This is a genomic window from Streptomyces zagrosensis (genome assembly GCF_014203645.1).
Lineage (GTDB): Bacteria > Actinomycetota > Actinomycetes > Streptomycetales > Streptomycetaceae > Streptomyces > Streptomyces zagrosensis.
This window is the reverse complement of record NZ_JACHJL010000015.1, coordinates 53,714-79,866: the sequence shown is the minus strand read 5'-3', so window position 1 is coordinate 79,866 and position 26,153 is coordinate 53,714. Positions and strand designations below refer to the sequence as shown.

Sequence of the window (26,153 nt, the reverse complement as noted above, 5' to 3'; positions counted from 1 at the left end):
AGCTTCGGTCACTATAGGAGGCGTCTTCTTTGACCAAGGACTGAGGATCGAGTCTTGACTGAGCAGCTACGGCTGATGGCCGTTCACGCCCACCCCGACGATGAGTCGAGCAAGGGTGCGGCCACCATGGCCAGGTACGTATCCGAGGGGGTGGACGTGCTGGTCGCCACTTGCACGGGCGGTGAGCGAGGCTCCATCCTCAACCCAAAGCTCCAGGGCGACCCCTACATCGAGGCAAACATCCACGAGGTGCGCGCCAAAGAGATGGATGAGGCGCGCGAGATCCTGGGCGTTAAACAAGAGTGGCTTGGCTTCGTCGATTCCGGGCTGCCCGAGGGTGACCCGTTGCCGCCGCTGCCTGAGGGTTGCTTCGCGCTGGAGGATGTTGATGAAGCGGCCGGTGCGCTGGTGAAGTTGATCCGTTCGTTCAAGCCGCAGGTGATCACCACCTACGACGAAAACGGCGGATACCCGCACCCCGATCACATCATGACCCACAAGATCAGCATGGTGGCGTTCGAAGCCGCGGGTGACCCCTCCAGGTATCCGGAGGCTGGCGAGCCCTGGCAGCCGCTGAAGCTTTACTACAACCAGGGCTTCAACCGGCCGCGTACCGTCGCGCTCCATGAGGCGCTGCTGGAACGCGGCCTTGAGTCGCCGTACGGGGAGTGGCTGGAGCGGTGGAAGGAGTTCCAAAAGCACGAACGGGAGCTGACCACCTATGTTCCCTGCGGCGAATTCTTCGAAATCCGGGACAAGGCGCTGATCGCGCACCGTACGCAGATCGACCCCGACGGTGGTTGGTTCCGGGTCCCGATGGAGATCCAGAGGGAGGTCTGGCCGACGGAGGAATACGAGCTGGCGAAGTCAAAGGTGGCGACATCCCTCCCCGAGGACGACCTCTTCGCGGGCATCCGCAACAATTGACAGCATGATGACCGCGACTAGCACCCTCGCCCTGACCCACGCGTCCCCGGTGTTCGAGCTCGCCAAGGAAGTGGACGACAACAAGGTCACCCCTGGCGTTCTCGGCTTCATCGTGTTCGCGGTCATCGGCGCCGCCGTCTGGCTGCTGATGAAAAGCATGACAAAGCACATGAAGAAGGTGGACTTCGACGAGGGCCCGGCCGACGCGAGCCTGGACATCGTTGAGCAGGGCCGCGCGGCCCAGCCGTCGAGCAAGTAGCGAGCGCGAGCGCGCACGGGTACCCGCAGGGACATCGCGTTTCCTAGCGGGAACCTCTTCGGTTCCCTGACAGGTGCCTCTCCGAAGGGCTCCCGCGCGCTCACCTTGATCGCTGCCCGCTTTTTCCACCGTCGCCGTTCCTTGCGCGCATCCTCACGGGTCGCCGGACGGTGAAGGCGCCTGTCTGCGTCTGACATCGGCCTGCCGCTACTGGGTGCTGTGGCGGGCCGATGTCGGCGACAGCCGAAAGCGCCAGGCTTCGGTGCGCCAGGCTGTGGCGTACGGGGCTTCGGTGCGCCAGCGGTGTGTGAGGCTTCAGTGCGCCGGACGTGCTGGACGGGACTCCAGTGCGCAAGAGTCCGGTGTGCGAGGCTGCGGCGCGCTGGACGCGGTTTCGGTGTAGCCAGGCCCCGGTGGTCGGATTTCGGTGTGTGAGGTGCCTCACTCGGCGATGGGGCAGGCCTCCCGCGGGCAACATGACCCACCACGGTGGCGCGGCCCGCTCTGTAGTTGGCCTTACGCCGTGTCCGGCTGTATTCGGCGGGGGAGCACGGCCATGATCTCGCGGGCGTGACGACCTGGCACCATGCCCAGCCGCCACGCCTGCCAGCCAGTCTCTGGCTCCACTCCCCGCTCAAGGATGAGGGCGAACGCCTCCGCGTAGCCCTCAAGCGCTGGGTCACCGACCCAGTCCCCTTCCCGGAGTTCCCTCGCCAGCCCCGCTAGTTCTTCCTGGGCCACCGCCACGCCGATGACCGAGCCGCCCGCCGAGGCGAACGGCAGCAGCGTGCAACGCAGGAACCTGGCCCATGTCTCCCCGCGCCGGTCGCCGTATTCCGTGAAGAGGCGCACCGCCTCATCTACCAGCTCAAGCGCCTGCCGCGCCCTGCAGTTGCCGGCGTCGATCACCGCGAGCTCCACGCACGACCACGCCTCACCGTGCGGCACCCCCACCCGGCGGAAGTCCTGCCGAGCGTCCTGCAACAACTGGCGGGCGAAGCCGCTGTTGCGCAGTGACCCGGTCTGTGTCGCCCGCAGATCGCGGGTCACTCGCGCCGAGTGGTGCCGGGCGCATGCCAATCCGTACACATCGCGCATCCGGCTGAACATGGTCCGGGCCCGCTCCAAGTCGCGCAGCGCCGCGTCATGGTCACCGTGTTCCTCAAGCGCCTGGCCCAGGTAATAAAGGGTCCACGCCTCACCTCGCGCATCCTCGTTGTCCCGATGCTTGGCCAAAGCCTGGCGAAGCTGCTCGACGGCCGCGCCGGCATCGCGGTCCACCAGCCGTGCCCGGGCTAGCTGAGTGAGAGCCCACGCCTCGCCTCGGGCATCATGCGTGCGCCCGTACGCCGCCAGGGCGTCCTGCAACTCGCGTTCGGCGTCCGTGACGTCACCCATGCGCAGGCAGACCTGGCCTAGTTGAAAGTGCGCCCACGCCTGACCGTGCACACTCTCGCCTTCGCGATGCAGCTCAAGCGCCTCGTCCAGCAACTCAAGGGCCTGCGCTATGTGAGCCCTGTCGCGCTCGACGGCCGCGAGGGCGTGCAAGGTCCAGGCCCGGTCCGCGCGCAACTCCTCACCGGTCTGTAGGGCCAGCGCCTCGTGCAGCTTCGTCGCCGCGTCGGGCAGATTGCCCTGCTGCTGCAAGGTGATGCCCAGATCCCGCAGCGCACGGGCAGCGCCCGCCGGGTGGTGCGCCTCGAAGTAGAGGTTGACCACCGACGCAAGCGTCGTGCGTGCCTTGTCGAGCTCGCCGAGCTGCCGGGCGGCGACGCCCGTACGCCACTGCACGGACCGTACGAGAAGTCCCTGGTTCGCCGCCTTCGACAACTCGCTCAGCTCGCCGAGCCGGTACAGGTCGCCGCGCAACAGGCAGTAGTCGCACAACGCGCCCAGCAGGTGCAGCACCGCCGCCTGGTCCACCCCCTCGTCGGCCTGCCGCAGCGTGGCTGTGATGAAGCTGGATTCGTCATCCAGCCAGCGCAGTGCCGCATCCAACGAACTGAAGCCATGCCCCGCTGCGGCGCCTGCGGTGAAGGCGTGGTCGGCACGGGTGGAGGTGTTGCCATCGACCAGCCGAATCACCGAGTCCGCCAGCTCCGCGTAGCTGCGGATCAACCGCTCCTGGGCAGCGCTGCGCTCACTCGGCTCCTCCTCGTCAAGTAGCCGCGCGTGGGCAAAGGACCGCACCTGGTCATGCAGGCGATAGCGGTTGCCGCGCACATACTGGATGAGGCCGGCACGGCTGAGGACGTCCAGATATCGGCTCGCCGTGGGGTCGTCGGTCGCGAGCAGAGCCGCCGCGGCGGCCGCGCCCAGGCTTCCCCGTCCGGCCAACGCCAGCCGCCGCAACAGCCTCCGGGCGCCCTCCGGCTGGTCGGCGTAACGCAACCGCAGCACCCGCTCCACCGGGTCCGCGTGCCCGGAGCCCGCCAGGTCGGCGACGAGCGCATCGCAGGAGCGGGAGCCGAGGGCGGAGCCCGCGACGCGCAACGCGAGCGGCAGCCCACCGCACAGCTCCGCCAGCCGGTCCGTGGCCAGCGCGTCATAGGGCTCGGGCCCCTTGCCGGCCTCGGCCTCCGGGGCCTGCTGAGCGGCGGCCCGTAGCAACTCCTCGGCTCCCGCCGCCTCCAGCGGTCCGACCGGTAGTTGATGCACCCAAGCGGCCACGTCGGGCGGCAGGGTGAGCGGGGTTCGAGAGGTGACCAGGACCAGGCTGTCGGACCGCTCGGGAATGAGCGCACACACCTGCTCGGCGTCGGACGCGTCGTCCAGGACGATGGTGACCGGCACCGCCGTCAGATGCTGGTGGTACAGCTCGATCAACCGCCGCAGATGCTGATCGTGCGTGGTGCGTTCGCGAAACAGCAACTGGTCGCGTGGTGCGCCGAGCCGGTTGAGCAGGTGCAGCAGGGCGTCCCGGGTCGGCAAGGGCGGCCCGCCGGCGGAGCCGGGCGCCGCAGGGCCGTGGCCGTCACCGCGCAGATCCACCAGGCAGGCGCCCCGGAACTGGTCCCGCAACTGATGTGCCGCGTGGACAGCCAGCGTGGTGCGGCCCGAGCCGGGCTGGCCGTGCAGCAGCACCACGGTCGCCTTGGTCTCCGTACTCGCCCGGGCCTGATGTACCCATTGCGCGATCTGGCCGAGCTGGGCGCGCCGGCCGACGAGCAGGCCGCGTGCCTCCGGCAGATGCTGGAAAGACTGCTCCAGCACGCTGCGACGGCGGGCCGCCGCGCTGCGGTCGGCGCCCCGCAACTGAGGGGCCCGCGAGCCGGGGGCCAGTTTGCCCGAGGCTCGCCGCCGAGCGCTGCCCGTGTCGCCGAGGCCGCTGCTGCCGCGTGCCGCGGCGGTCGTCATACGATGCTGGTCGAGGAAGGGGCGGATGCCGCGCACCTCAAGCGCCGTCAGCCACTGCAACCGCAGCTGCTCGGGCCCGCCGGGCTGGTTCCGCAGGCCGGCGCGACGGTGGGACGCCGGCCAGTGACCGGCGGTCAGCTTGGCGACGGTGGCGGCAAGGCCGGCCACCGCCACGGTCACCCCGGCCCCCAGGGCGGTCGTCACCGAAGTGCCGTAGCCGAGGTCGGCGCCGAAGGCGGTCGCCGCTGCCACCGCCGTCACCAGCGCCGGGGTGCCCCAATGCCTACGAGAGAGCCGGGCCGCGAGCGGAAGCTGGCCGGCCTCTGCCTCGTCCAACGCGCGAATATAGGCGTCATACTCCTCGGCCGCGGCGGCCATGATGTCCTCCAGCGCGGCCCGCGCACGGTTGAGCAGGACACTGCCGTCCGTACGTCCACCCGAACGCCGCACCTCTTCCTCCACCGCGCGCGCGAGGAGCCGCTCGGCCTCCGCTCGATGGTCGTTGCGCAGTACGGTCGCTGATCCCGGCATGTGTTCCCCCTTCGGCAGAGACCGTGCCCTGCCTCATGTTGTGTCCTCGATGACTTATCGCGTCTTGTGTCCCGTGGTCGATGCCCCGTGGCTTCTTCTCCGCACGACTGTCCGCTGCCCGCCTCGCCTTTTGCGATCGGTGTCCCAAGTCTTCCTCGTCTTCGACACATTCGGCAGCCCTGTGGATAACTCCAGCGCGGACCTGTGGATAACTTCCACGGCGGCCGGATTGGGGAAGGATGACCCCATGTTGAAACGCCTGGCGCGCAAGACGTCCCCGTACCTTCAGCTCGCCGACCACCCCGTCACCTGGCGGCCTAGGGCCGACACCGCCTGTGGTGAGGGCGCGGCGCCGCGAGGGGTCCGTATTGCTCAGCGCCGGATATGTCAGTTGCCACTGGTGTCAGTGGCTGACCATCACTAGGTAGCTCTGGACTGAGCTCATTTCGCGGGGGTGTCGATGGCTATGCGGACGATGAGCGGCTAGGTGAGGTAACAGGGCTTGCCCACGCGCACGCGCAGCCATAGAGGGCGGTGTCCGACGTACGCGGCAATCGGGGTGGGTCGCAGTCAGTCGTGCGAACCAGGTCCACCAACAGCAGCAGTTGGGGCGGCACCGGCCATTGCCGCCGTTTCTCCCGGACTCGTGGGACTGACCAGGTGCGTTGGGCTGAGGAACGTACACCCAGCAGCCTGCCTTAGGTGACGGCTGAGGTAAGTGCACGAGTGAGGGATGAGCAAGGCTCAGTCTGGCGAGGTCGCCGACCACTTCACTCTGGATGGCGACAACGCGCAGTGGTTGCGCGACAAGTCCGACACCATCCTCTTCGCGGCGCGGCGCGGCGCGGCGCGGCCAAGGCTCCGGCTCCGGCTCTGGTGTGGCCGGTTCTCCAAGATGCGACCGGAGCCGCCTGGTGGCGCCGTCGAAGACCTACCCGCCCGATCGACCCACCCGCCGGATCGATGTACATGCCACCGAGCAGGCCCCGCACGCTGGGCACCTCGCGGCGGGCGACTGGTACAGCTGGGCTAGCCATGCGGACCTCGCCCCACAGATCGCCAAGGACCTGCAAGGTGTCGTCCTCAAGCCGTCAGAGCCACCGGTACTTCCGTCTCGTACCGTATCTCTGAAAGGAGCATCCCGCGCTGAGGGACCTTTTCTAGATGGGCTGTGACATGACGAGCCATTAGTGGTGAGCGCCAGTGACCCATATCAGATGTGATCAAAGGCGGGGGGACTCCGCTGTGTGAGGGCGCGGGCCAGCGAGGGCAGCGGAATAGTTGGGTTTCGTCATCTGATCTCGCCGTCTATCCGGACGTGTGGACCCGCGTCGTCGGCGACGGCACCTGGCCCCGGAGGACCGCCCTCTGCGAGGTCCCGTGGCCCGTACTCGTCAGAGGGCCCGTGACGAGGAGGCCAGGTCTGGCCGTAGGGGGGCAGGCTCACCAGGTGAGGCGGGGTCGATTGGCTTGCCTCGGAGGCCCAGATCGCTCGAGCCTGTCTCGAAAGCCGAAGCCGCTTGGGCCCTTCTCCCGTCGGTCGGTGTGGGGTCCACAGGCCCCTGATCACGTGATATGCGGACTTCGTACTCCTGGTGTCGGCCTCGCAAGCTGGGCTGGACGGTCCCGATCGTGCGACGATGCCGACATGAACCGACTGGCCAACTCCCGGTCGCCTTATCTCCTCCAGCACGCCGGCAATCCCGTCGACTGGTGGCCTTGGGCCGATGCCGCCTTCGACGAGGCCCGCCGCCGTGAGGTGCCCGTACTGCTCAGCGTCGGCTATTCCAGTTGCCACTGGTGCCATGTCATGGCGCACGAATCCTTTTCCGACGAGACGGTCGCCGCCTATCTCAACGAGCATTTCGTCTCGGTCAAAGTGGACCGCGAAGAGCGGCCCGATATTGACGCCGTATATATGGAGGCGGTGCAGGCCGCCACCGGCCACGGCGGCTGGCCGATGACGGTGTTTCTCACTCCGGAGGCGGAGCCATTCTATTTCGGCACCTATTTCCCGCCTCAGCCGCGGCATGGGATGCCCAGCTTCCAGCAGGTGCTCGAAGGCGTAACCAGTGCCTGGGTGGATCGCCGCGACGAGGTCGGTGAGGTCGCCGGTCGGATCGTTCGGGAGCTATCCGGGCGCTCCCTCGCCTACGATGCGCCCCGACCGCCCGGCGCACAAGAACTGCACGCCGCGCTGATGGGGCTCACCCGCGACTTCGACGCGGTGCGCGGCGGCTTCGGCGGCGCCCCCAAGTTCCCGCCGTCCATGACCCTGGAGTTCCTGCTCAGGCACCATGCGCGTACCGGCTCGGCAGCTGCACTACAAATGGTGCAGGCCACCTGCGAGGCGATGGCTCGCGGCGGAATCTACGACCAACTCGGTGGCGGCTTCGCGCGGTACGCCGTGGACGCCGAGTGGATCGTGCCGCACTTCGAGAAAATGCTGTACGACAACGCGTTGCTGTGCCGCGTCTACGCCCACCTGTGGCGGGCCACCGGCTCCGATCTCGCTCGCCGGATCGCCCTGGAGACCGCGGACTTCCTCCTTCGGGAACTGCGCACAGAGCACGGCGGTTTCGCCTCAGCGCTCGACGCCGACAGCCCCGTTCACGAACCGGCGGACCAGTCCCCGGCGCGCGCCGCGGACGGCAAGCAGCACGGTGAGGACGCTCATGGGGCAAGCGCCGGGCACGGTGGGACAGGCGGCAGACGGCACGCCGAGGGCGCCTTCTATGTGTGGACACCACAGCAGTTGAGCCAGGTACTCGGTGACGCGGACGCGGAGTTGGCCGCCGGATACTTCGGGGTGACCGACGAGGGGACCTTCGAAGAGGGCGCGTCCGTGCTGCGGCTCCCTGACGGGCAGCCCCTGCTGGACGCGCAGGCCCTCGACTCCGTACGGAGGCGGTTGCTGACCGCACGCGAGGAGCGGCCCCGCCCCGAGCGTGACGACAAGATCGTCGCCGCTTGGAACGGCCTGGCGATCGCCGCACTCGCCGAGACAGGCGCCTACTTCGAACGACCGGATCTCACAGAGGCGGCGGTCGCGGCGGCCGACCTGTTGGTACGAGTGCATATGGACTACCACGGCCGACTGGTCCGCACCTCGCGCGATGGCATCCCCGGCGAGAGCGCAGGCGTGCTTGAGGACTACGCGGACGTGGCCGAGGGCTTCCTCAGCCTGGCATCGGTGACCGGCGAGGGCGTGTGGGTGGAGTTCGCCGGGCTGTTGCTCGACACGGTGCTGCACCACTTCGCCGCCGATGATGGAACGCTGTTCGACACTGCCGACGACGCCGAGACGCTCATCCGGCGCCCGCAGGACCCGACCGACAACGCCGTTCCCTCTGGTTGGACGGCGGCAGCGGGCGCACTCCTGAGTTACTCCGCTGCGACCGGCAACGGTGTGCATCGGGAAGCCGCGGAGCGCGCGCTCGGCGTGGTGACGGCGCTTGCGCCCAAAGCGCCCCGGTTCATCGGCTGGGGCCTCGCCGCCGGGGAAGCCCTCCTTGACGGGCCGCGCGAGGTGGCGATCGTCGGCCCGCATGACGACCCGGCAACCCACCAGTTGCACAGGACCGCACTGCTGGCGACCGCACCGGGCGCGGTGGTCGCGGTCGGCGAGCCGGGCGGGGACGAGGTGCCGCTGTTGGCAGACCGACCACTTGTTGCTGGCCGCCCGGCGGCGTACGTGTGCCGGAACTTCACCTGCGACGCCCCGACAACCGACCCGGAGGCCCTCGCTGCTGCGCTGCGCGGCGCGGAAGGGGAAGCGAAGGCGGAACGGGAGGACTAGGGCCTGTCCGGCGGATCTTGTGACTGTCGCGGCTTCGGCTCGTTGGCATGAGCATGGGGCGGGGAGATCTAACGGCTGATGAGTGGGCACGACTGAAACCGCATCTGCCCAAGACAGGGCAGCGAGGCGGGCGTTGGGTGAGCCACCGCAGGGTGATCAACGGAATTGTGTTCCGGGAACGGACGGGGGTGCCATGGCGTGACCTGCCTGCGCGTTTCGGTCCGTGGAAGACCGTCTACGAGCGGCACAGACGCTGGTCGGCGGACGGCACCTGGGACAAAATTCTGGCGGCCGTGCTTGCCGACGCGGACGCCGACGGCCGCATCGACTGGTCGATGGTGAGCGTGGACTCGACCTCGTGCCGAGCCCACCAGCACGCCGCCGGAGCACGCAAGAAGCCGCCGCGAGTGCCGGGAAAAGACGCACGCCCCAGGAGCACCGCCCCGACGAGGGACTCGGACGCTCCCGGGGCGGACTGACCTGCAAAATCCACCTAGCCGGCGAGGGAGGCCGTCGTCCGCTCGCGTTCTTGCTCACACCGGGTCAGTGGGGCGACGCCCCGCAGCTCATCCCCGTTATGGAACGTGTCCGGGTCGCCCGCCGGGACGGCGGGCGTTCTCGCACTCGGCCCGATCACCTAGGCGGCGACAAGGCGTACTCATCGCGCCGAAATCGCCGCTACCTGCGAAGACGCCAGATCAAGCACACCATCCCCGAGCCGAGGGACCAGCGGGCCAACCGCAAGCGCCGCGGCAGCCAAGGCGGCCGGCCCACCGGCTTCGACACGACGGTCTACAAGCGCCGCAACGAAGTCGAGCGAACGATCAATGCCCTCAAAAACTCCCGTGCCATCGCCACGAGATACGACAACTGGGCCTACATCTTCCACGGCACCGTCACCGTCGCAACAATCCGACTCTGGCTACGACCATGATCCGCCGGACAGGCCCTAGTGGGTCGGCTGCTTGATATGAGCAGCCGGCGCAGGTCTGAGCGCCCGCGGCCAGCGCAACAGGCCTGACGTGCGCGGCCGGCCCACTGTCTGACCACCTACCGTCTGACCACCTACCGTCTGACCACTTACCGTCTGACCACCTGTCACCGTCTGACCACCTACCGCCTGGCTACCCACCGTCTGACCACCCACAGCGAGCGCAACAGATCACCAAGGGTTAAGGGGATAAGGGGGATAGGGGACAAGGGGGAGAGGAGAGACGAGACGGCCAAGTCATCAAATGAGGACAGGGCTTGACCCTGACGTGGGCGTCAAGCTCTAACGTTGCAGAGTGTTGTTCACAGGCCACGTGCGGAGTTGCTCGGCGCGTGGCCCGATGTGCCAAGGAGCACCATGTCTGCCGACGCCGCCGCGGGTATCTCCGCCGCCCCTCCCAGCTCGCACCGCGAGGTGCACCTCACCACACGCCCCACGTCGGCGCTGAGTGAGGATCACTTCACGGTCCTTGAAGTGCCAGTACCGGCGCCAGGCCCAGGCCAACTCCTCGTGCGCAATCGCTATATGGCCATCGTCGCCGTCATGCGCACACTGATGAGCGGTGCGGACCTCCCCATGCCCGCTTACGAGCTGAAGCAGCCGCTGTGGGGTCCCGTGATTGGCGAGGTCATCGCCGCTCCGGACGTTTCCGGAGGCGGCATAGGCGTTGGTGACCTGGTGGAGCACTACGCCTCCTGGCGGGAGTACGCGGTCGTGGACGCCGACTCGGCCAAGCTACTCGACCTGCAAGCGTTGCCGGACCCTGTGGCTCACCTCTCACAGGCCCTTACTGCCTGGGCGGGGGTGACGTGTGCGGGCGAGGTGCGGCAGGGCGACACCGTGTTCGTCAGCGGCGCGGCGGGAGGCGTCGGCTCCATGGCTGGGCAGATCGCTCGGCTGCACGGGGCGGGACGGGTGATCGGCAGCACCAGTTCCCAGCGCAAGGCCGACTACCTCATCGGGGAACTTGGTTACGACGCTGCCGTGATCAGGGGTGCGGGCCCCATTGAAGACCAGTTGCGGGAATTGGCCCCGGACGGGCTCGACGTCGTCTTCGACAACGTGGGCGGCGAACAGTTGCAGGCCGCCCTGGCGGTGGCCAACCGCAAGGCCAGATTCGCCATTGTTGGGGCGCTGTCCGGTCAGCTCGATGGGGACGGCACGAAGGCCTTTGTGGAGATCGACACCTTGCAACTGCTGGCCCGCAGCATTGAGTTGCGCGGCATCACACTCCTTGACCACATAGCCAAGGTGCCGGAGTGGACGCGCCAGATAGGCAGGGCAATGGCCGAGGGCAAGCTCACCTTCCCGCATGTGCGATTCACCGGTCTGGAGCGGGCGCCGGGCGCTCTGGTGGAACTGATCGAGGGCCAACACATCGGGGCCGTCATCGTGGAGTTGTGACTGTCAGAGCAGGATGGGGGCCCGGCGTTACGTCCGGGTGGGGGTGGCGTCTCACCTGAGACAGGGGGCCATGGGACCAGGCTGGCAATGGAGCCGTGCGCCACGGGGGCAGGACTCACCACGGAGCGGGACCCACCACAGCGCGGGGCCCACCACGGCGCGGGGGCCCATCGCGAAAGAGGGCCCATGAGTTGGAAGCCCAGGGGACAGGCTCCCACGGGCTGCGCCCCGACAGGCCGGCCTCAATAGCGGCCCCCCTTAACGGCCCCCATGGACGGGTCTCTGCGGCATGGGCCTAACGGGGGCGGGCCTCATGAACGGAGGAAGGAGGCCCCACGGGACGGAGGTGGAACTGGCAGTACGAGAATTCGGGTTACGCAACTGGCGAACCCGGGAGCGGGCGTTGGGGTTGCAGGGGAGGGCCGCACGGTTGGGGGCCGGCTGTGACGAGGGACCTGCCCACCGCCTTGGACTAGTCGTAACCCGGGCTGTACCTGGAGGCCAGGCGCGACACGTTCCCGGCCACGCCCTGGAATCGGCTGTATCCCGGGCCGACCGTTATTCGGGGGGCCGGCTGTGCCTCGGGCCGGCCGTAACCCTGAATCGGCCGTAACTCGGGTCCGACCGTAATCCGGTCTGCGCCGAGACACAGGGAGCTGCTGCGATCCCGCTGCACCCCGGGATCGGCCGCAGTCCGGGCCAGCCGTAACGCGGCGCCGGCCGCCTCCCTGGGCCAACCACCTCCCCGAGCCACCTGCGCCCTGGGGCGGCTGTGTCCTGTACTGGCTGCGCCCTGTACCGGCTGCGCCTTGGACTACCCGCGCCCTGGGCCAACCGCGCCCCGGGCCGGCCGTCCCCCAAGGTCGGTTGCGCCCGGGGCGGGGCCAACTGCACCGGGACGCGGCCCACTTCTGGTTGGCACCCGATGTTGGTCGGTTACGCCCTGGACCGGCTGCGCCCCGAGGTCGGTCGTGAACCGGGTCGGTCGGGCGGCTGGTCGGTGAGCGTAAGCGATGTGATCGAGGACGACAGGCCGACTGTTGAGGGGTGGAGGTGCGACGTGGAGGATCGGGGGAGTGACACGGGATGAGGCGCGAGGTGAGATGTGTTGAGCAGTGGGGGGAATGGGGGAGGACATCATGCGCATCGGCGACGCGGCGGCGGCAGCGGGGCTGACGCCACGGGCGCTGCGTTACTACGAACAACAGGGGCTGATCTCGGCAGCCCGGACGCCGTCAGGCTACCGGGAGTACGGGCCGCGTGAGGTGCGGCGGCTGCGAGCGGTGCGCGAGCTGCTCGATGCGGGGCTAACCATCGGTGACGTGCGGAGCTTTGCACATCTGCTGGATACCGCGTCGGTGGGCGAGACGCTGCCGGAGCACCCGGGAGTCGGCGGTCCGGCGTTGTGTGCGGCGGCCGAGACGGTCATACGGCGACGGCTCGCGGAGCTCGATGAGCGCATCGTGCGACTGTCGGAGCTGCGGGACCGACTCGCGGAGCGGGTGGGGGAGCCACTGCGTGGTCTGCGGGCTTCGCTGGGGCGAGGGCCCGATCGCGCGGCAAGGACGGTGATGCGCACTGCGGCGGTGCGCGGTGCTGGGCGTCGAGTCGGAGGGTGAGGGGGCGGCGGTCGATGAGGGGGCGGTGGTGAGAGACGTACAGGCGTAGGTGGGTGGCACGGGCGCGTTCTCGCTGTCGGGCGGGGCGAATTGAAGCGAGGGCGGACGGGCCTGTGCTCGCTGTCGGTCGCGGTACTGGGGGCGCGAGCGGTCGGGGCGTGGACGGTGTGTGATCGGCGGCGTGGTCGGGCGGGCCGGTCGGGGCGTGCCGGTTCGGGCGACCGCGCCGCGTATCGGCCGGCTACTGCTGGTGAGGCTTCAGCGCGGTGTCACTGAGTGCGCTGAGGGTCAGACCGCGGATCAGGATGTCCAGGGTGGTGTGCATGAGTTGTTCCAGGTCGTCGTTCTGCCCCGTGTCTACCCAGTACATGATCGTTTCGTGGAGGGCATTGAGGATGGAGGAGGCGATAACTCGAAGTTCCAGGTCGTCGTCGGGCTTGCCGGTGCGTTCGGCCAGGACGGAGCGGACGATTCGGCTCGACTCTTCCTGTGCCTCGGCCATGCGGCCACGGATCGCGGGCACGTCTCGGAGCAGCTTCGTACGGAGCGCGATGTCGTCCCCCTCCGAACGTGCGAGGTCGTGCAGCGAGGCGACCAGGGCCTGCCGGATGGACTCCACCGGGTGTTCGTCCGCTGGGCGATCGCGTAGCACCTCCTCGATGACCGGGTCGTACTCGTCGGTGAGGACGATGTCTTCCTTGGCGGGGAAATAGCGGAAGACGGTGCTTGGGGAGACCTCGGCCATCTCGGCGATCTGGTCGATGGGGGTCGCGTCGTACCCCTGCTCGGCGAAGAGCCGGTACGCGGCGTGCCGAATTGCCTGTCGGGTCTGGATCTTCTTCCGCTCGCGGAGCCCGAGTTTGCGCTCGCGCTCGGCGCTGAGCAAGGGCACTGCCCCGTGCTCGGTTGCGGAAGTGGTACGTGCTGAGGCCATGACGTCTATTGTCGGCCATCGTCCGGGGCACCGGCCGAGGCTGAGGTCGTGGCCGAAGAGGCGTCGGCCGCGACCGGCGATGTTCCGTCGTCGCGGTGGTCAACGGTTGCTTCGTCGGCCGTGCTGTTCGCGCCGGCTGAGCCTCCCGTGCCTGCCGCGCCTGTCGTGCCCGCCGTGTTGGCTGAGCCTGCCGTGCCCGCCGTGTCGGCTGTGCTTCCCGTGCCGGTCATGCCGGCTGAGCCAGCTGCGCGGTTCGTGCCCGCCGGGGAGCCGGTCGTGCCCGCTGAACCCGCCGGGCCGGTCGTGCTTGCCGTCGCGAGGGTGCTTGCCGTTACGGTCGCTTCTGCTGTCGCTTCCGACGCGTTGGGCCTCGATATGGGTGTGGCTGGTGGCCGGGGGGTGCTCGTCTTCGGGTGGTTGATGCCGCTGGTCTCGGGATCATCCGATTCCGCGTCCTTCGGGTGCGGGGCTCCTTCGGGTGCCGGGCGAGGGACGCGGTGGTCGGGCAGGAAGAAGGCGATCAGGACGGCGGCGGCCAGGGCCGTGGCGCCGCAGACCGTGAGGACGAGGTTCATGCCGTGGACGTACGCCGAGTTCGCTGACTCCGCGAGTTGCGGGTCTTTCATCGCATCGGCGACTTGATGGGCGGCGACGACCGAGTCACCAGCCTTGTCGGCGGCTGCGTGCGGCAGGCCGTCCGTACGCAACCGGTCTCGGTATGCGTCGGCGAGCAGGCTACCGAGCAGGGCTACGCCGATTGCGCCGCCGAATTGGCGCAGCGTCATCAGTAGGCCGGAGCCGCTGCCCGCACGGTCGCGCGGGAGGGTGCCGAGGGCGGCATCCATCGCGGGCACGATCGCAAAGCCGAATCCGAAGCCGACAATGCTTAACCAGAGCGCGGTGTGTCCGTAGCCGTCGTGGGTGTCCGTAGTGGCGCCGACGAAGGCGGCACAGGCCAGTGTGGCTAGCCCGGCGGCGATGACCGGGCGGGGGCCGAACCGTGCGACGAGCGGACCGCTGCCTCGGGCGGCGAAGATGAGGCCGGCCATCATCGGCAGCATGCGTACGCCGGTACCGAGCGCGTCATGGCCGAGAACGGCCTGTAGGTACTGGGGCAGGATGAACAGCAGCCCGGACAGGACGAGGGTTACCAGCGTGGCGGCGACGGCGTTCCACAGGAAGTTGCGGTGGCGCAGCAGTTCAAGGTCGAGCATGGGGCGTGACTGCCGCCGTTCCCGTAGTACCAGCCCTGTGATCATGGTTACCGCCCCGAAGAGGGCGAGCAAGACCAGTGGGTCGCTCCAGCCGCGCTCGGGTCCCTCGATGATGCCGAAGACCAGCGACCCGAGGCCGACGACGGTGAGCAGGGTGCTCCCCATGTCCACGGTCGGCGCGGCGGGGTCGCGGGTCTCGGGCAGGAACAGGACGCAGCAGATGATGCCGATCGCGGCCAGCGGCACATTGACGAGGAAGACCGAGCCCCACCAGAAGTGGTCCAGCAGCCACCCACCGATGATCGGGCCGAGCGGCATTCCGATCGCCGACGCGGCGGATATGGCACCGACCGCCTTGGCGCGCTCGTCGGGGCCGAACAGCGAGGGCACCACCGAGATCGCCAACGGCATGATCAGCGCGGCGCCAACGCCCATCACCACCCGGGCGGAGATCACCCAGTTCGGGGTGTCCACCACGGTGCCCACGAGCGAACCGAGCAGGAAGATGACCAGCCCCGTGATGAGCATCTTGCGACGCCCGAACCGGTCGCCGAGCAGCCCCGCCGGGAGCATCGTGGCCGCAAACACGACGATGTAGGCGTCGGCGATCCACTGCTGTTCCCCCGTGTCGGCGCCGAGTTCGGATGCCATGGTCGGCAACGCCACGTTGAGGATCGTCATGTCGAAGCCCAAGACGAGCATGCAAGCGATCAGCGCGCCCAGGGCCCACCAGCGGCGGGGATCGGGTCGGTCCGTCACAGCGAGCCTCCGAGAGTTAGCGTCAAATGAAAGTAACTCTCAAAGGGTTGTAGCTGTCAATCTGTACTGGGTGAGGCTTTCGGAGGAGTGGCGCGTACGCGCGTCACGTGCGCAGGTCGTACGCGGTTGTGCCGGGGGTCGTACGAGGGCGTCGTCGTGCGTACCTGGTGCTCCGCCGCCGCACGGACCTCCGCAACTTGCACGGAACGCGCGCGAAACCGCACCTCCGCACAAGCACCCCGCCCCGCATCGCACCGCACTGCATCGCCCCGCACCGCCCCGCATCGCACCGCCCCGCACAAGCCGAAACGGCCGCGACCAGAAGGTCGCGGCCGTTGGACTGGTAGCTGGGCTGGTAGTTGACCTGGCGCAGGGTGGGCAAGGCGGGGATCAGGCGGAGGGGTAGGGGCGGGGGCCGGCTATCCGTGCCGGTAGGCGACGAGTGAGATGCCGACGTAGTGCACGATGAAGGCCGCGAGGGTGAGGGAGTGGAAGACCTCGTGGAAGCCGAACCAGCGCGGAGAAGGGTTGGGGCGCTTGATTCCGTAAATCACGCCGCCCGCGCTGTAGAGGAGGCCGCCGACGATGACGCAGACCAGGACGGAGATGCCGCCGGCGCGCAGGAAGTCGGGCAGGAAGAAGACCGCGGCCCAGCCCATGGCGATGTAGCAGGGGGTGTAGAGCCAGCGCGGGGCGCCGACCCAAAAGACCCGGAACGCTATGCCGGCGAGTGCCGCCGCCCAGATGCCCCACAGCAGGTACTGCTGTCGGCTGCCGTCGATGAGCAGCAGGGTCAGCGGGGTGTATGTGCCGGCGATGATCAGGAAGATGTTGGCATGGTCGAGGCGGCGCAGTACGCCCTCGGCGCGTGGGCCCCAGTTGCCGCGGTGGTAGAGCGCGCTCACCCCGAATAGCAGACAGGCCGTCAGCGTGTAGATCGCACACGCTATCCGGCCTCGGCTGCTGTCGGCCAAGGCGCTCAGCATGACACCGGAAACGAGCACCGCGGGGAACATTCCGGCGTGCAGCCAGCCGCGTAGTCGCGGCTTCATAGGGGGCGGGACCGTCGTCTTCCGCTCGCTGGCGGTATCGACAGAGTCGGGCGCGGCGGCAGTCATGCCCGTAATGCTACCTACGCCACCGTAAGTCACGGCGCGATGTCGAGTGGTGATGGTCACGGGGGCGCCCTCTGGACAGATCCTCCAACGGGTCGGATGATCAAATGAGCGCGGTCGGCACCGGATGAGCTGAGCATTCGGGTCGCAGCCCCCAAGGGGTAGCTGTCTCCATCACCGGATATGCGGATGTGCACATCTGCGTCCGCTTAAAACCCTCAATTTTACGCCGAAGCAGTCGGGTTTCGGCGGAACGGAGCGATCGTGGCGCGCAGCGCTGAATCCTCCGGGGCCAACAGCCCCGTGGCTCAGAACACCACCCCCACAAACCATCAGGAATTGGTCTCCTGGGTCAAGGAGATCGCCGACCTCACCGAGCCCGCCGCGATCGTGTGGTGCGACGGTTCGGAGGCGGAGTACGAGCGACTGGCTGAAGAGCTCGTCGCCAAGGGCACCTTCAAACGGCTCGACCCGATCAAGCGCCCCAACTCGTACTACGCGGCTTCCGACCCGAGCGACGTCGCCCGTGTCGAGGACCGCACCTTCATCTGCTCCGCGAAGGAGGAGGACGCGGGGCCGACGAACCACTGGAAGCACCCGGACGAGATGCGCGACCTCTTCACCGGGGACCAGGGCATCTTCCGGGGCGCGATGCGCGGGCGCACCATGTACGTGGTCCCGTTCTGCATGGGCCCGGTCGGCTCACCGCTGTCCGCCATCGGCGTGGAGATCACCGACTCGGCGTACGTCGCCGCCTCGATGCGCACCATGACGCGGATGGGCCAGCGAGTGCTGGACGAACTCGGCGAGGACGGGTTCTTCGTCAAGGCCGTGCACACCCTGGGCGCGCCGCTGGAGCCGGGGCAGGCCGATGTGCCGTGGCCGTGCAACTCCACGAAGTACATCTCGCACTTCCCCGAGACACGCGAGATTTGGTCGTACGGCTCCGGCTACGGCGGCAACGCGCTGCTCGGCAAGAAGTGCTACGCGCTGCGCATCGCCTCCGTCATGGCACGCGACGAGGGCTGGCTCGCCGAGCACATGCTCATCCTCAAGCTCACCCCGCCGCAGGGCGAGGCGAAGTACGTGGCCGCCGCGTTCCCCTCCGCCTGCGGCAAGACCAACCTCGCCATGCTGGAGCCCACCGTCTCCGGCTGGACCGTAGAGACCATCGGCGACGACATCGCCTGGATGCGCTTCGGTGAGGATGGTCGGCTGTACGCGATCAACCCGGAGGCGGGGTTCTTCGGCGTCGCACCGGGCACCGGCGAGCACACCAACGCCAACGCCATGAAGACCCTGTGGGGCAACTCGGTCTTCACCAACGTGGCGCTGACCGACGACGGCGACGTGTGGTGGGAGGGCATGACCGAGGAGAAGCCCGCGCACCTCACCGACTGGAAGGGCAACGACTGGACTCCCCAGTCCGGGTCCCCGGCCGCGCACCCCAACGCCCGGTTCACCGTGCCGGCCGGGCAGTGCCCGATCATCGCGCCCGAGTGGGAGGACCCCAAGGGCGTGCCGATCTCGGCCATCCTCTTCGGCGGTCGCCGCGCCAGCGCGGTCCCCCTGGTCACCGAGTCCTTCACCTGGCAGCACGGCGTCTTCCTCGGCGCCAACGTTGCCTCCGAGAAGACCGCTGCGGCCGAGGGCAAGGTCGGCGAGCTGCGCCGCGACCCGTTCGCCATGCTGCCGTTCTGCGGCTACAACATGGGCGACTACATGGGGCACTGGATCAAGGTCGGCAAAAACGCCGACCAGGCCAAGCTGCCGAAGATCTACTACGTCAACTGGTTCCGCAAGAACGACGCGGGCCAGTTCGTGTGGCCGGGCTTCGGCGAGAACAGCCGGGTCCTGAAGTGGATCGTGGAGCGGCTCGACGGCAAGGCGGAGGGCGTCGAGAGCCCCATCGGCGTGCTGCCGACGAAGGAGGCGCTGGACACGGAAGGGCTCGACCTCACCGATGCCGAGCTGGACTTCCTGCTCACCGTTGACCCGGAGGTCTGGCGACAGGAGGCGGCTCTGGTGCCCGAGCACCTGAACACCTTCGGGGACCACACGCCGAAGGAGCTGTGGGACGAGTACCGAGCCCTGGTGGAGCGGCTCGGCTGATGCGAGAAGGGGCGCCCTCACGGGCAGGAGGGCGCCCCACCACGAAGTCCCGCACCGTCACGGACTCTTGAAGCCCCGCACCGCCGCGGACGCTGGAAGTCCCGCCCCACCACGAAGTCCCGCGCCCCCCAGACCCTAGAAGCCCCGCACCGCCGCGGACGCTGGAAGCTCTGCCCCACCACAGATCCTCGAAGCTCCGCCCCACCACAGACCCTCGAAGCTCCGCCCCCCCCCACGGACTTGCAGCCCCGCCCCAGCAACAAGCCCCCGGCCATCACCCCGCTCCGCAACCCCGCTCCGTCACCCCGCTCCGTCACCCCGCTACGCCGTCCCGCCCTCCGGCGGTTCGAGCCCGGCACCGGGGAGCCCCGGGCGCGTGGCGTGCCCTTCGGCCTGGTCGCCCGGCCGTTCCGTAGCTCGCCTCGGGTCCCGCGCAAGCCGACCCGGCCCCTCCAAGAGGTGCCCCGGCTCACCCCGCAGCGGCCCCGCGCCTCCCGACAGAGCCCCCGGCCCGCCCGACAGCGGCCTCCCGCCATCCAACAGCGGCCCCGCGCCCCCCAAAAGCGGCCCCGCGCCCCCCGACACAGCCCCCGTGCCGCCCGCCGGCACACCCCGCTCGCCTACGCCGTCCCGTCCATCCGGGGTCGCGCGGTCCTCGTAATACTGGGTCAGGGCCTGCTGGCGCCATGCCTCCGCGTCACGCAGTTCCGCAGCCAACTGCGCCCCCTCCTCCACCAGCAGCCCCAACTGGCGCCGCAGATGGTCGTCGGGCGGCGATGCGCCCGGGGTCAGCCGGGACCACCAGCGCGTTCGTAGGTACGCGTCCACGCTCTGCGGGGCGTCCTGGCGGATAATCCGGGTCAGCCGGTGCAATGCCTCGCCGTCCGCCGCGAGCGCTTCCGCGCCGCCCCGTTCCGGGTCGAGCAGCGCGGACAGCAGCTCCGCCAACTCGTCCAGGAGCCGTTCCGCCTCGTCGGGCAGCCGGTCCCGGGACCGTACGCCGGCCAGGTAGTCGTCCAGCGTCACCAGGTCCGCGCGCAGTGCCTCCACCTGCTCGCCTGGCGCCGGGAAGTCCGGCGAGTGCGGGCGTTCGGGCGGGGCGAGTAGCGCCCCCGCCCCGTACAGGCCGACGATGACCACGGGCCAGTACGCGCCCGCGACGCCCACCGCGTACAGGCCGAGCCCCAGCAGTCCGAGCGCGCAGCCGGTCAGGTTCTTGCGGGATTCCAGGTACCGCAGCACCCCGCTCCCGTCGCCTCGCTTACTGGTAGCCACGGATCTCCTCAAACGCCCCGTCCAGCGAACCCTTCACCGCGTCGAAAAGCTGACCGCCCGTCAGGTCGGCGATGTGGTCGAGCTCCGCGCGGTCCGAGTCGCCGAAGAGGATCGGGAAGACGGGAATGGTGCGCTGCTCCGAGGACAGACCGGCGTAAAAGGCGTTGAAGTCGGCCGCCTTGGCACCCGCGGTGTTCTCCCCGTCCGTCATCAGCACGATCGAGGTGAACCGGTCGTCCCCGGTCTTCGACGCGCGCCGTCCCAGATGCCGGTACGCCTCCTGGAGGCTGCTGTAGATCGCGGTCCCGCCGCCGGAGGCGAGCCCGTCCACGTCCGTGCGGATGCGGTCCAGGGCGTCCGCGGGGTGCTCGTCGGGGACGGTATGCGTGTTGACCTCCTTGACCTGGTCGGCGAACGGCATCAACGTCACCTCCTCACGGTCGCGGAACCGCTGGCCCGTCGCGGAGTCGTCGGAGCCGGTCAGCCGCCGCAGCGCCGCCTTCAACCGCCCCAGCCGCGCCTCGTCCATCGAGCCGGAGGTGTCGAGGACGTACACCGTGCGCGAGGGGCGGCGCAGCTCGTTCTCGTACGCGTCGAGCAGCCGATCGGCGACCGCGCGGGTGCCGGGGAAGGGCAGTTCGCGACGCGGCTCGCGGGAGATGCCGGGCGCGGGTGGTACGGAGGCGACGACGGGGCGCCGGAAGGTCTCCTTGGTCAGGGCCTGCTGGGCGCCCGGGGTTCGCAGATGCCGGGTGAGCGAGGCGAAGGAGTCCCGGGCATCGCGGTTCGCCGATGACAGCAGGCTCAGCGGATAGTCCGCGGTGACCACGCCATCGGTCGGCCGGATGATGGTCAGGTCCGGGATGCCGTCCACGGCAGTGCCCGCGCCATCCTGTCCCTGCGCCCCGCCCCCTTCTTGGCCCGTGTCCTCCTGGCCCGTGTCCCCCTGGCTCTTGTCAGTGGACCCGCCGTCCTTCGGGTCCTGGCTGAGCAGCTTGCCGCGCTTGAGTGAGAGCAGTACGGACTCGTAGTTGATCAGCGCGTCCACCGGTGGCTGCTGGGTGGCCCTGCGGGCGAACGCCTCCGCCAGCCAGCCCGATGAGCCGGACGTCAGCCGCTGCCCGGTGAAGAACTCCCGCAGCTTGGGAGAGGCGGCCTTGACATCGGCGTCCGTCAGTGCGGACTGCGCTTTCGACAGGGCCGAGGTGAGGGCGATCAGCGCGGAGTAGCCGGAGTTGGAGCGGACCGGGTCGGTCATGCCGTAGGTGAGCTTGCCGGCGGTGACCGCCTGGTGCACCTGCGACCAGGTGACCTGCTGCGGATTCCAGCCGAGCCGCTTGACGGCGGCGGAGCGCACACCGATGGACACCGGGGACGACACGATCGGAGTTTCCGTCCTGATCTTCTTGCCGTCTCCGATGAGTAGCCGCAGATAGTCGTTGGACGCCAGCCATACGGCGTCGTACTTCCCATCGGCCTTGCCCGACGCCACCATCTGCGCGCCGTCCAGGGTGCCGGTCCAGGTGGGTTCGATCTTTACGCCGGTGGCCTTCTCGGCGTCCTTGAGCACGTACCACAGGTCGGACAGTTCGCTGCTGGCCAGCACCCGCAGCGTCCCCGGCGCTCGGCGCCCGCCACCGTCACCGCCTCCTCCGCCGTCGTCCCCGTCCGCACCGGAGCTGGAGCACCCCGCCACGAGGGAGAGCGCCAGTACGGCGGCGGTGACGGCGGTGACCGTGGTGAACACCCGGCTGCCCCGGGGGCGTTCGTCACCGGACCGCGCGCCCTTGGGACCATCGACGCGCGGAGCGCCAGTGCCCGCGCCGGCGTGTGTGGTGACGGTGGTGCCGGCGGACCAAGGCGCGCGCCGAGCACCCAGCGTGCGCCGTGTGAGCCGCGTGCCCAGCCCGTGCCGCATGCTTCGGTTGCGTCTCATCGTGCGTCCCCGCCCAACTCGGGCTTGCTGCGGGAGCGCTCCATATAGGCGCTGGCCTGCTGGAGTTCGCTGGTCAGCGACTCGACGGTGGCGGCCATCGACTCGGTCGCGCGGGCCTTGTACGTGTCGATGGTGTCCAGCGTCCGGTAGATCTGCTGGAACGCGTTACGCAGCGTCTCCGCGCCCACCGCCGGATCGGCGGCGATCCGCTGAATCTCGCCGCTCTGCGTGGCGAGCATCTCCGCGTTGCCTCGGATCAACTCCTCCGTCGTCCCGCGCAGCGCGTTGACCTGCTCGACCACCTTGCGCTGGTTCTCCAGCGCGGCGGCGAGCATGACGGCGATCCGTAGCGCCGACACCGTCGTGGTCGCGGCCCGCTCCACGCCCTTGATCAGCTCGTCGTTGTTGCGCCGCACCACATCCATCGCCAAATAGCCCTGGGCGCACACCGCGAGCTGAGTCAGCAGGTCCTGGTGCTTTTGCCGTACGGGAAAGAGCACGTCGGCGCGTAGCGCGTCGGCCCGCTCCGGGTCGGTTGCCTCGGCCGCGGCGACCCGCTGGGTGACGGTCGTGTCCAGGGCCTCGGTCAATACCGCGTACTCCTGGAGCTTGCCCATCGTCTCCCAGAGCCTGACCCGCTCGGTGTGCAGCGAGGCGTTGTCCCTGCGTAGTTCGTCCTGGCCCGAACGCAGGCTCCCGACGATCTTGTTGAGGGTGCCCTGCGCCGAGGCGTACTTGGCGACGTGGTCGCGCAGCTTGTTACCGCCGGGCAGCTTGGCCAGCAGCCGCCGCGCGCCGCGGCCCGGAGTGTCGCGCGGATCGAGGTCTTCGACGGTGCGCCGCAGCTCGACCAGGCTGGAGGAGACCCGGCTCTGTACGTCGCCGCCCTGCCCGCCGGGGCCGCCCTTGCCGTCGGACATGGCGCGTACGGTGCGCTCCAGCATCCGGTTGGACTGCTGGGCCGCGCCGCGGATCTCGCCGGAGCCGAGATCGGTGATCTCACTGATGCGCTGGGTGAACTCGGGGGAGCGGGCATCGAGATCGGCGATCGAGCCGACGTACTCGGCGGCCCTGGCCGCCATCTCGGCCGAGACCGCGGCACCGAGCGGCACCAGACCGGCCGCTGACTCCTTCGGCACGGCCGCCACCGGCTCGGGCGGCGTGAGGACCAGGGGCGACTCGACGCCCGGGTCGGGCGGTGACAGTGGCTGCATGATGGTGCGTCCCTCACTTCTCGGCACGGGAACGGCGGGCGATGTCACGCATCACCTCGACCGTGGGAACCGGGGCCTGTTGAACCGTCCCGGTCAGCTTCTGGCGCAGATACGCGCCGTGCCCGGCGGTTGCGGCGGCGAACTCGGAGGTGTCGCCCGCGGGCCGGAAGCCGTGCCGGACGGCCAACTTCCGCAACTCCGGGTCCGTGCGCAGCAGTTCCCCGAACTTCTTCCCCTCCGCGGTCAACGGCACCAACGAGTGATCGCTGTACACGGTGGTGTCCGGGTACAGGACGACGAGGTCTTCGACCGTGTCGCCGCGTACGAGGAGAGAGGCGATCTGAGATTCGTACGCGAGCACCAGCGGAGTGCCGACACCGCTGACGAAGTCGCGGAACGGGGCGTCGCTGTTGGTCTGTTGCCTGCCCTGAACGACGGTCAGCTTGCGGGTCAGCGGGGTGCTGGCCGCTACGCCCTTGTCGTCGGTGACGAGCCGGTTGCCGTTCGCCACGTAGGAGGCGGTGGCGAGGTAGAGCGCGCCGGAGTTGGAGGCGAGCGGGTCCGTACTGGTGACGAAGACCGTGCCGCTCAGGTCGGCGTGCCCCTTGGTGCCCTTGAGGTCCTGCCAGGTGGTGTCCTTGGCCGCGGCTTTGAGAAACGGCTCCATCCGTAGCGTGCCGCTGCCCTGTTGGCTGGTTCCACTGGTTCCACTGGTTCCACTGGTCTTGCCGGCCGTGCCGGTGAGGGTGGCGAGGCCGTTCGCGGCGAGCGCTTCGGCGGCGGAGCGGCGGGTGAGGACCACCAGCGGGGAGTAGAAGGGGCGCAGCGGGGCGCCGGTCGTCTTGTGCGCCCGCTGGAGCGCGTCGGCGGGGGCTGAGCTGCCGGGGAAGGCGAAGTCGTCACCCGCCAGGTCGAGCCCTTCCATGTCCCAGGAGCCGGCGGACTCGGTCTCCACGATGTAGCCCTTGTCCGCGAGGGCGTCGCGGACCTTTTCGTCCTCGAAGAATTCGGCCTTCTCCGACCCGATGACGCCGCGTACCGTCGTCGTGTCGTTCGCCTCGGAGTCGCCCCGGCCCAGGACGACTGCCGTGATGACGCCGCCGATGAGGACGAACGCCAGCACGATGCCGAGGATGCGTCTCACACGCCTCACTCCCCCCGTGCACCGCCGCCGAGCGGCGGTGCGTATGTAGGGGAGCAGCATCGCGCCGGAAACCCACATTCCGGGCGCTGTCCGGTGAATGGGGGGTGAATGAGGGATCGCAGTACGTCAACCGTTGAGCGGTGCGCAGGAGTTGCGCGGGAGTGGCGGCGGTACGCGACGCTGCGGCGCCCCCCGCCGCCCCGGGCCGTAATCCGCCCCCGCCCCCGCCCCGGCACCGGCCCGCCGCCGGTGCCGGGCCGCAGGCCACCCCGCTACGGCTGGGCGTAACCCGCGAGGAACGTGCCGATGCGGGTGACCGCGTCGGCCAGGTCCTTGGCGTTGGGCAGGGTGACCAGGCGGAAGTGGTCGGGCTCGGGCCAGTTGAAGCCCGAGCCGTGCACGATCATGATCTTCTCGGCGCGCAGCAGGTCGAGCACCATCTGCCGATCGTCCTTGATCTTGTAGACCTTGGGGTCGAGCCGCGGGAACGCGTACAGCGCACCCTTGGGCTTTACGCAGGTCACACCCGGGATCTGGGTCAGCATCTCGTACGCCACATCGCGCTGTTCGAGCAATCGGCCGCCGGGCCGTACGAGTTCGTTGACCGACTGCCGGCCGCCGAGTGCGGTGGCCACCGCGTGCTGCACGGGCATGTTCGCGCACAGCCGCATGTTGGCGAGGATGGTGAGGCCCTCGATGTAGCTGGCCGCATGGGACTTGGGGCCGCAGACCGCCATCCAGCCGCTGCGGTAGCCGGCGATGCGGTAGTTCTTAGAGAGCCCGTTGAAGGTGAGTGTCAGCAGGTCGGGGGCGATGGCGGCGGTCGGGGTGTGGGTGACACCGTCGTAGATGATCTTGTCGTAGATCTCGTCGGAGCAGACCATCAGGTTGTGGCGGCGGGCGATCTCGGTCAGGCCGCGCAGCATCGCGTCGTCGTACACCGCGCCCGTGGGGTTGTTCGGGTTGATCACGACCAGCGCCTTGGTGCGGTCGGTGATCTTGCGCTCGATGTCGGCGAGGTCTGGCATCCAGTCCGCCTGCTCGTCGCAGCGGTAGTGCACGGCGGTGCCGCCCGCCAGCGAGACGGCCGCTGTCCACAGCGGATAGTCAGGCGCAGGGACAAGCACCTCGTCGCCGTCGTCGAGCAGCGCCTGCATGGACATCTGGATCAGTTCGGAGACGCCGTTGCCGAGGTAGACGTCCTCGACGTCCAGCTCGATGCCCTTGGTCTCGTAGTGCTGCACGACCGCACGCCTGGCCGAAAGCAGCCCCTTGGCGTCGCCGTAACCGTGGGAGCTGCCGAGCGAGCGCAGCATGTCCTCAAGGATCTCCGGCGGACATTCGAACCCGAAAAGTGCCGGGTTGCCGGTGTTGAGCTTGAGGACGCGGTGTCCTGCCGCCTCAAGCCGCATGGCCTCCTCAAGCACCGGGCCACGAATTTCGTAGCAAACATTTGCGAGCTTGGTTGACTGGATCACCTGCATGCCCGCCACCCTACGGGCGCATTTCGGGGCCCGCTCGGTGTTTCACACCACGTCGAGCGGGGGAACCGGCGGCGAACAG

The 26,153-nt window shown here is 68.9% G+C and carries 16 protein-coding genes; 7 read left to right on the top strand and 9 right to left on the bottom strand.

The window, feature by feature from the left end; all coding sequences use genetic code 11:
* The first annotated feature begins 54 nt into the window (after positions 1–54).
* Together mca and FHS42_RS25495 are read left to right on the top strand one after the other, a co-directional pair.
* Entirely contained in the window at positions 55–927 is an 873-nt protein-coding gene (mca, locus tag FHS42_RS25500) for a mycothiol conjugate amidase Mca (protein WP_184575847.1), read from the top strand.
* 4 nt (positions 928–931) lie between these two features.
* The gene (locus FHS42_RS25495) at positions 932–1,186 is read left to right on the top strand and encodes an RAMP4 family protein (protein ID WP_184575845.1); all 255 of its coding nucleotides are present in this window, start codon (positions 932–934) and stop codon (positions 1,184–1,186) included.
* A 516-nt stretch (positions 1,187–1,702) separates the two neighbouring features.
* On the opposite strand, the gene FHS42_RS25490 is transcribed toward FHS42_RS25495, so the two are convergent.
* A complete protein-coding gene (locus FHS42_RS25490) occupies positions 1,703–5,074 on the bottom strand; it encodes a tetratricopeptide repeat protein (RefSeq protein WP_184575844.1) in 3,372 nt (1,123 codons plus the stop codon).
* Positions 5,075–6,722: 1,648 nt separating this feature from the next.
* Between FHS42_RS25490 and FHS42_RS25480 the strand changes: the two genes are divergently transcribed.
* The 4 genes from FHS42_RS25480 to FHS42_RS25465 all read left to right on the top strand — a co-directional run bounded on the left by FHS42_RS25480 (position 6,723) and on the right by FHS42_RS25465 (position 12,887).
* The gene (locus FHS42_RS25480) at positions 6,723–8,873 is read left to right on the top strand and encodes a thioredoxin domain-containing protein (protein ID WP_184575842.1); all 2,151 of its coding nucleotides are present in this window, start codon (positions 6,723–6,725) and stop codon (positions 8,871–8,873) included.
* Positions 8,874–8,926: 53 nt separating this feature from the next.
* A protein-coding gene (locus FHS42_RS25475; protein ID WP_184576031.1) for an IS5 family transposase occupies positions 8,927–9,807 on the top strand; the annotation gives its coding sequence in 2 pieces (ribosomal slippage) (positions 8,927–9,290 and positions 9,290–9,807; 882 coding nt in all).
* Between the two features lie 414 nt (positions 9,808–10,221).
* Positions 10,222–11,268 carry an MDR family NADP-dependent oxidoreductase gene (locus tag FHS42_RS25470; protein ID WP_184575840.1) on the top strand — a complete coding sequence of 349 codons (1,047 nt, stop codon included), beginning with the start codon at positions 10,222–10,224 and terminating at the stop codon, positions 11,266–11,268.
* 1,139 nt (positions 11,269–12,407) lie between these two features.
* Entirely contained in the window at positions 12,408–12,887 is a 480-nt protein-coding gene (locus FHS42_RS25465) for a MerR family transcriptional regulator (RefSeq protein ID WP_184576029.1), read from the top strand.
* Positions 12,888–13,128: 241 nt separating this feature from the next.
* Here the strand turns inward: FHS42_RS25465 and FHS42_RS25460 are convergent, their stop codons facing one another.
* The 3 genes from FHS42_RS25460 to trhA form a co-directional block, all read right to left on the bottom strand.
* On the bottom strand, positions 13,129–13,821 hold the full coding sequence (locus FHS42_RS25460; RefSeq protein ID WP_184575838.1) for a TetR/AcrR family transcriptional regulator: 693 nt from the start codon (positions 13,819–13,821) through the stop codon (positions 13,129–13,131).
* Positions 13,822–13,826: 5 nt separating this feature from the next.
* The gene (locus FHS42_RS25455) at positions 13,827–15,794 is read right to left on the bottom strand and encodes an MFS transporter (protein WP_312867034.1); all 1,968 of its coding nucleotides are present in this window, start codon (positions 15,792–15,794) and stop codon (positions 13,827–13,829) included.
* Positions 15,795–16,213: 419 nt separating this feature from the next.
* On the bottom strand, positions 16,214–16,912 hold the full coding sequence (trhA, locus tag FHS42_RS25450; protein WP_184575837.1) for a PAQR family membrane homeostasis protein TrhA: 699 nt from the start codon (positions 16,910–16,912) through the stop codon (positions 16,214–16,216).
* A gap of 261 nt (positions 16,913–17,173) precedes the next feature.
* Here trhA and FHS42_RS25445 point away from each other — a divergent pair, with 261 nt between their 5' ends.
* Positions 17,174–19,021 (top strand): phosphoenolpyruvate carboxykinase (GTP), encoded by a 1,848-nt coding sequence (locus FHS42_RS25445; protein ID WP_312867033.1) that lies wholly within the window; start codon positions 17,174–17,176, stop codon positions 19,019–19,021.
* A gap of 321 nt (positions 19,022–19,342) precedes the next feature.
* Here FHS42_RS25445 and FHS42_RS38720 read toward each other — a convergent pair whose 3' ends face one another.
* From FHS42_RS38720 to FHS42_RS25420, 5 genes are all read right to left on the bottom strand, one after another.
* Entirely contained in the window at positions 19,343–20,296 is a 954-nt protein-coding gene (locus tag FHS42_RS38720; protein WP_312867032.1) for a hypothetical protein, read from the bottom strand.
* Positions 20,283–22,232 carry a vWA domain-containing protein gene (locus tag FHS42_RS25435; RefSeq protein WP_184575835.1) on the bottom strand — a complete coding sequence of 650 codons (1,950 nt, stop codon included), beginning with the start codon at positions 22,230–22,232 and terminating at the stop codon, positions 20,283–20,285. Before FHS42_RS25435 ends, FHS42_RS38720 begins: the two co-directional genes overlap by 14 nt.
* Entirely contained in the window at positions 22,229–23,446 is a 1,218-nt protein-coding gene (locus FHS42_RS25430) for a toxic anion resistance protein (protein ID WP_184575833.1), read from the bottom strand. Before FHS42_RS25430 ends, FHS42_RS25435 begins: the two co-directional genes overlap by 4 nt.
* A gap of 13 nt (positions 23,447–23,459) precedes the next feature.
* The gene (locus FHS42_RS25425) at positions 23,460–24,590 is read right to left on the bottom strand and encodes a hypothetical protein (RefSeq protein ID WP_184575831.1); all 1,131 of its coding nucleotides are present in this window, start codon (positions 24,588–24,590) and stop codon (positions 23,460–23,462) included.
* Between the two features lie 272 nt (positions 24,591–24,862).
* Complete coding sequence (locus tag FHS42_RS25420) at positions 24,863–26,074, bottom strand: pyridoxal phosphate-dependent aminotransferase (protein WP_184575829.1); 1,212 nt, start codon at positions 26,072–26,074, stop codon at positions 24,863–24,865.
* Between the last annotated feature and the right edge of the window lie 79 nt (positions 26,075–26,153).

Excerpts from the sequence above, each read along its gene's own strand:
- FHS42_RS25495 (WP_184575845.1), top strand. The coding sequence starts at position 932 with ATGATGACCGCGACTAGCACCCTCGCCCTGACCCACGCGTCCCCGGTG.
- FHS42_RS25490 (WP_184575844.1), bottom strand. The coding sequence starts at position 5,074 with ATGCCGGGATCAGCGACCGTACTGCGCAACGACCATCGAGCGGAGGCC.
- FHS42_RS25480 (WP_184575842.1), top strand. The coding sequence starts at position 6,723 with ATGAACCGACTGGCCAACTCCCGGTCGCCTTATCTCCTCCAGCACGCC.
- FHS42_RS25470 (WP_184575840.1), top strand. The coding sequence starts at position 10,222 with ATGTCTGCCGACGCCGCCGCGGGTATCTCCGCCGCCCCTCCCAGCTCG.
- FHS42_RS25465 (WP_184576029.1), top strand. The coding sequence starts at position 12,408 with ATGCGCATCGGCGACGCGGCGGCGGCAGCGGGGCTGACGCCACGGGCG.
- FHS42_RS25460 (WP_184575838.1), bottom strand. The coding sequence starts at position 13,821 with ATGGCCTCAGCACGTACCACTTCCGCAACCGAGCACGGGGCAGTGCCC.
- trhA (WP_184575837.1), bottom strand. The coding sequence starts at position 16,912 with ATGACTGCCGCCGCGCCCGACTCTGTCGATACCGCCAGCGAGCGGAAG.
- FHS42_RS25435 (WP_184575835.1), bottom strand. The coding sequence starts at position 22,232 with ATGAGACGCAACCGAAGCATGCGGCACGGGCTGGGCACGCGGCTCACA.
- FHS42_RS25430 (WP_184575833.1), bottom strand. The coding sequence starts at position 23,446 with ATGCAGCCACTGTCACCGCCCGACCCGGGCGTCGAGTCGCCCCTGGTC.
- FHS42_RS25420 (WP_184575829.1), bottom strand. The coding sequence starts at position 26,074 with ATGCAGGTGATCCAGTCAACCAAGCTCGCAAATGTTTGCTACGAAATT.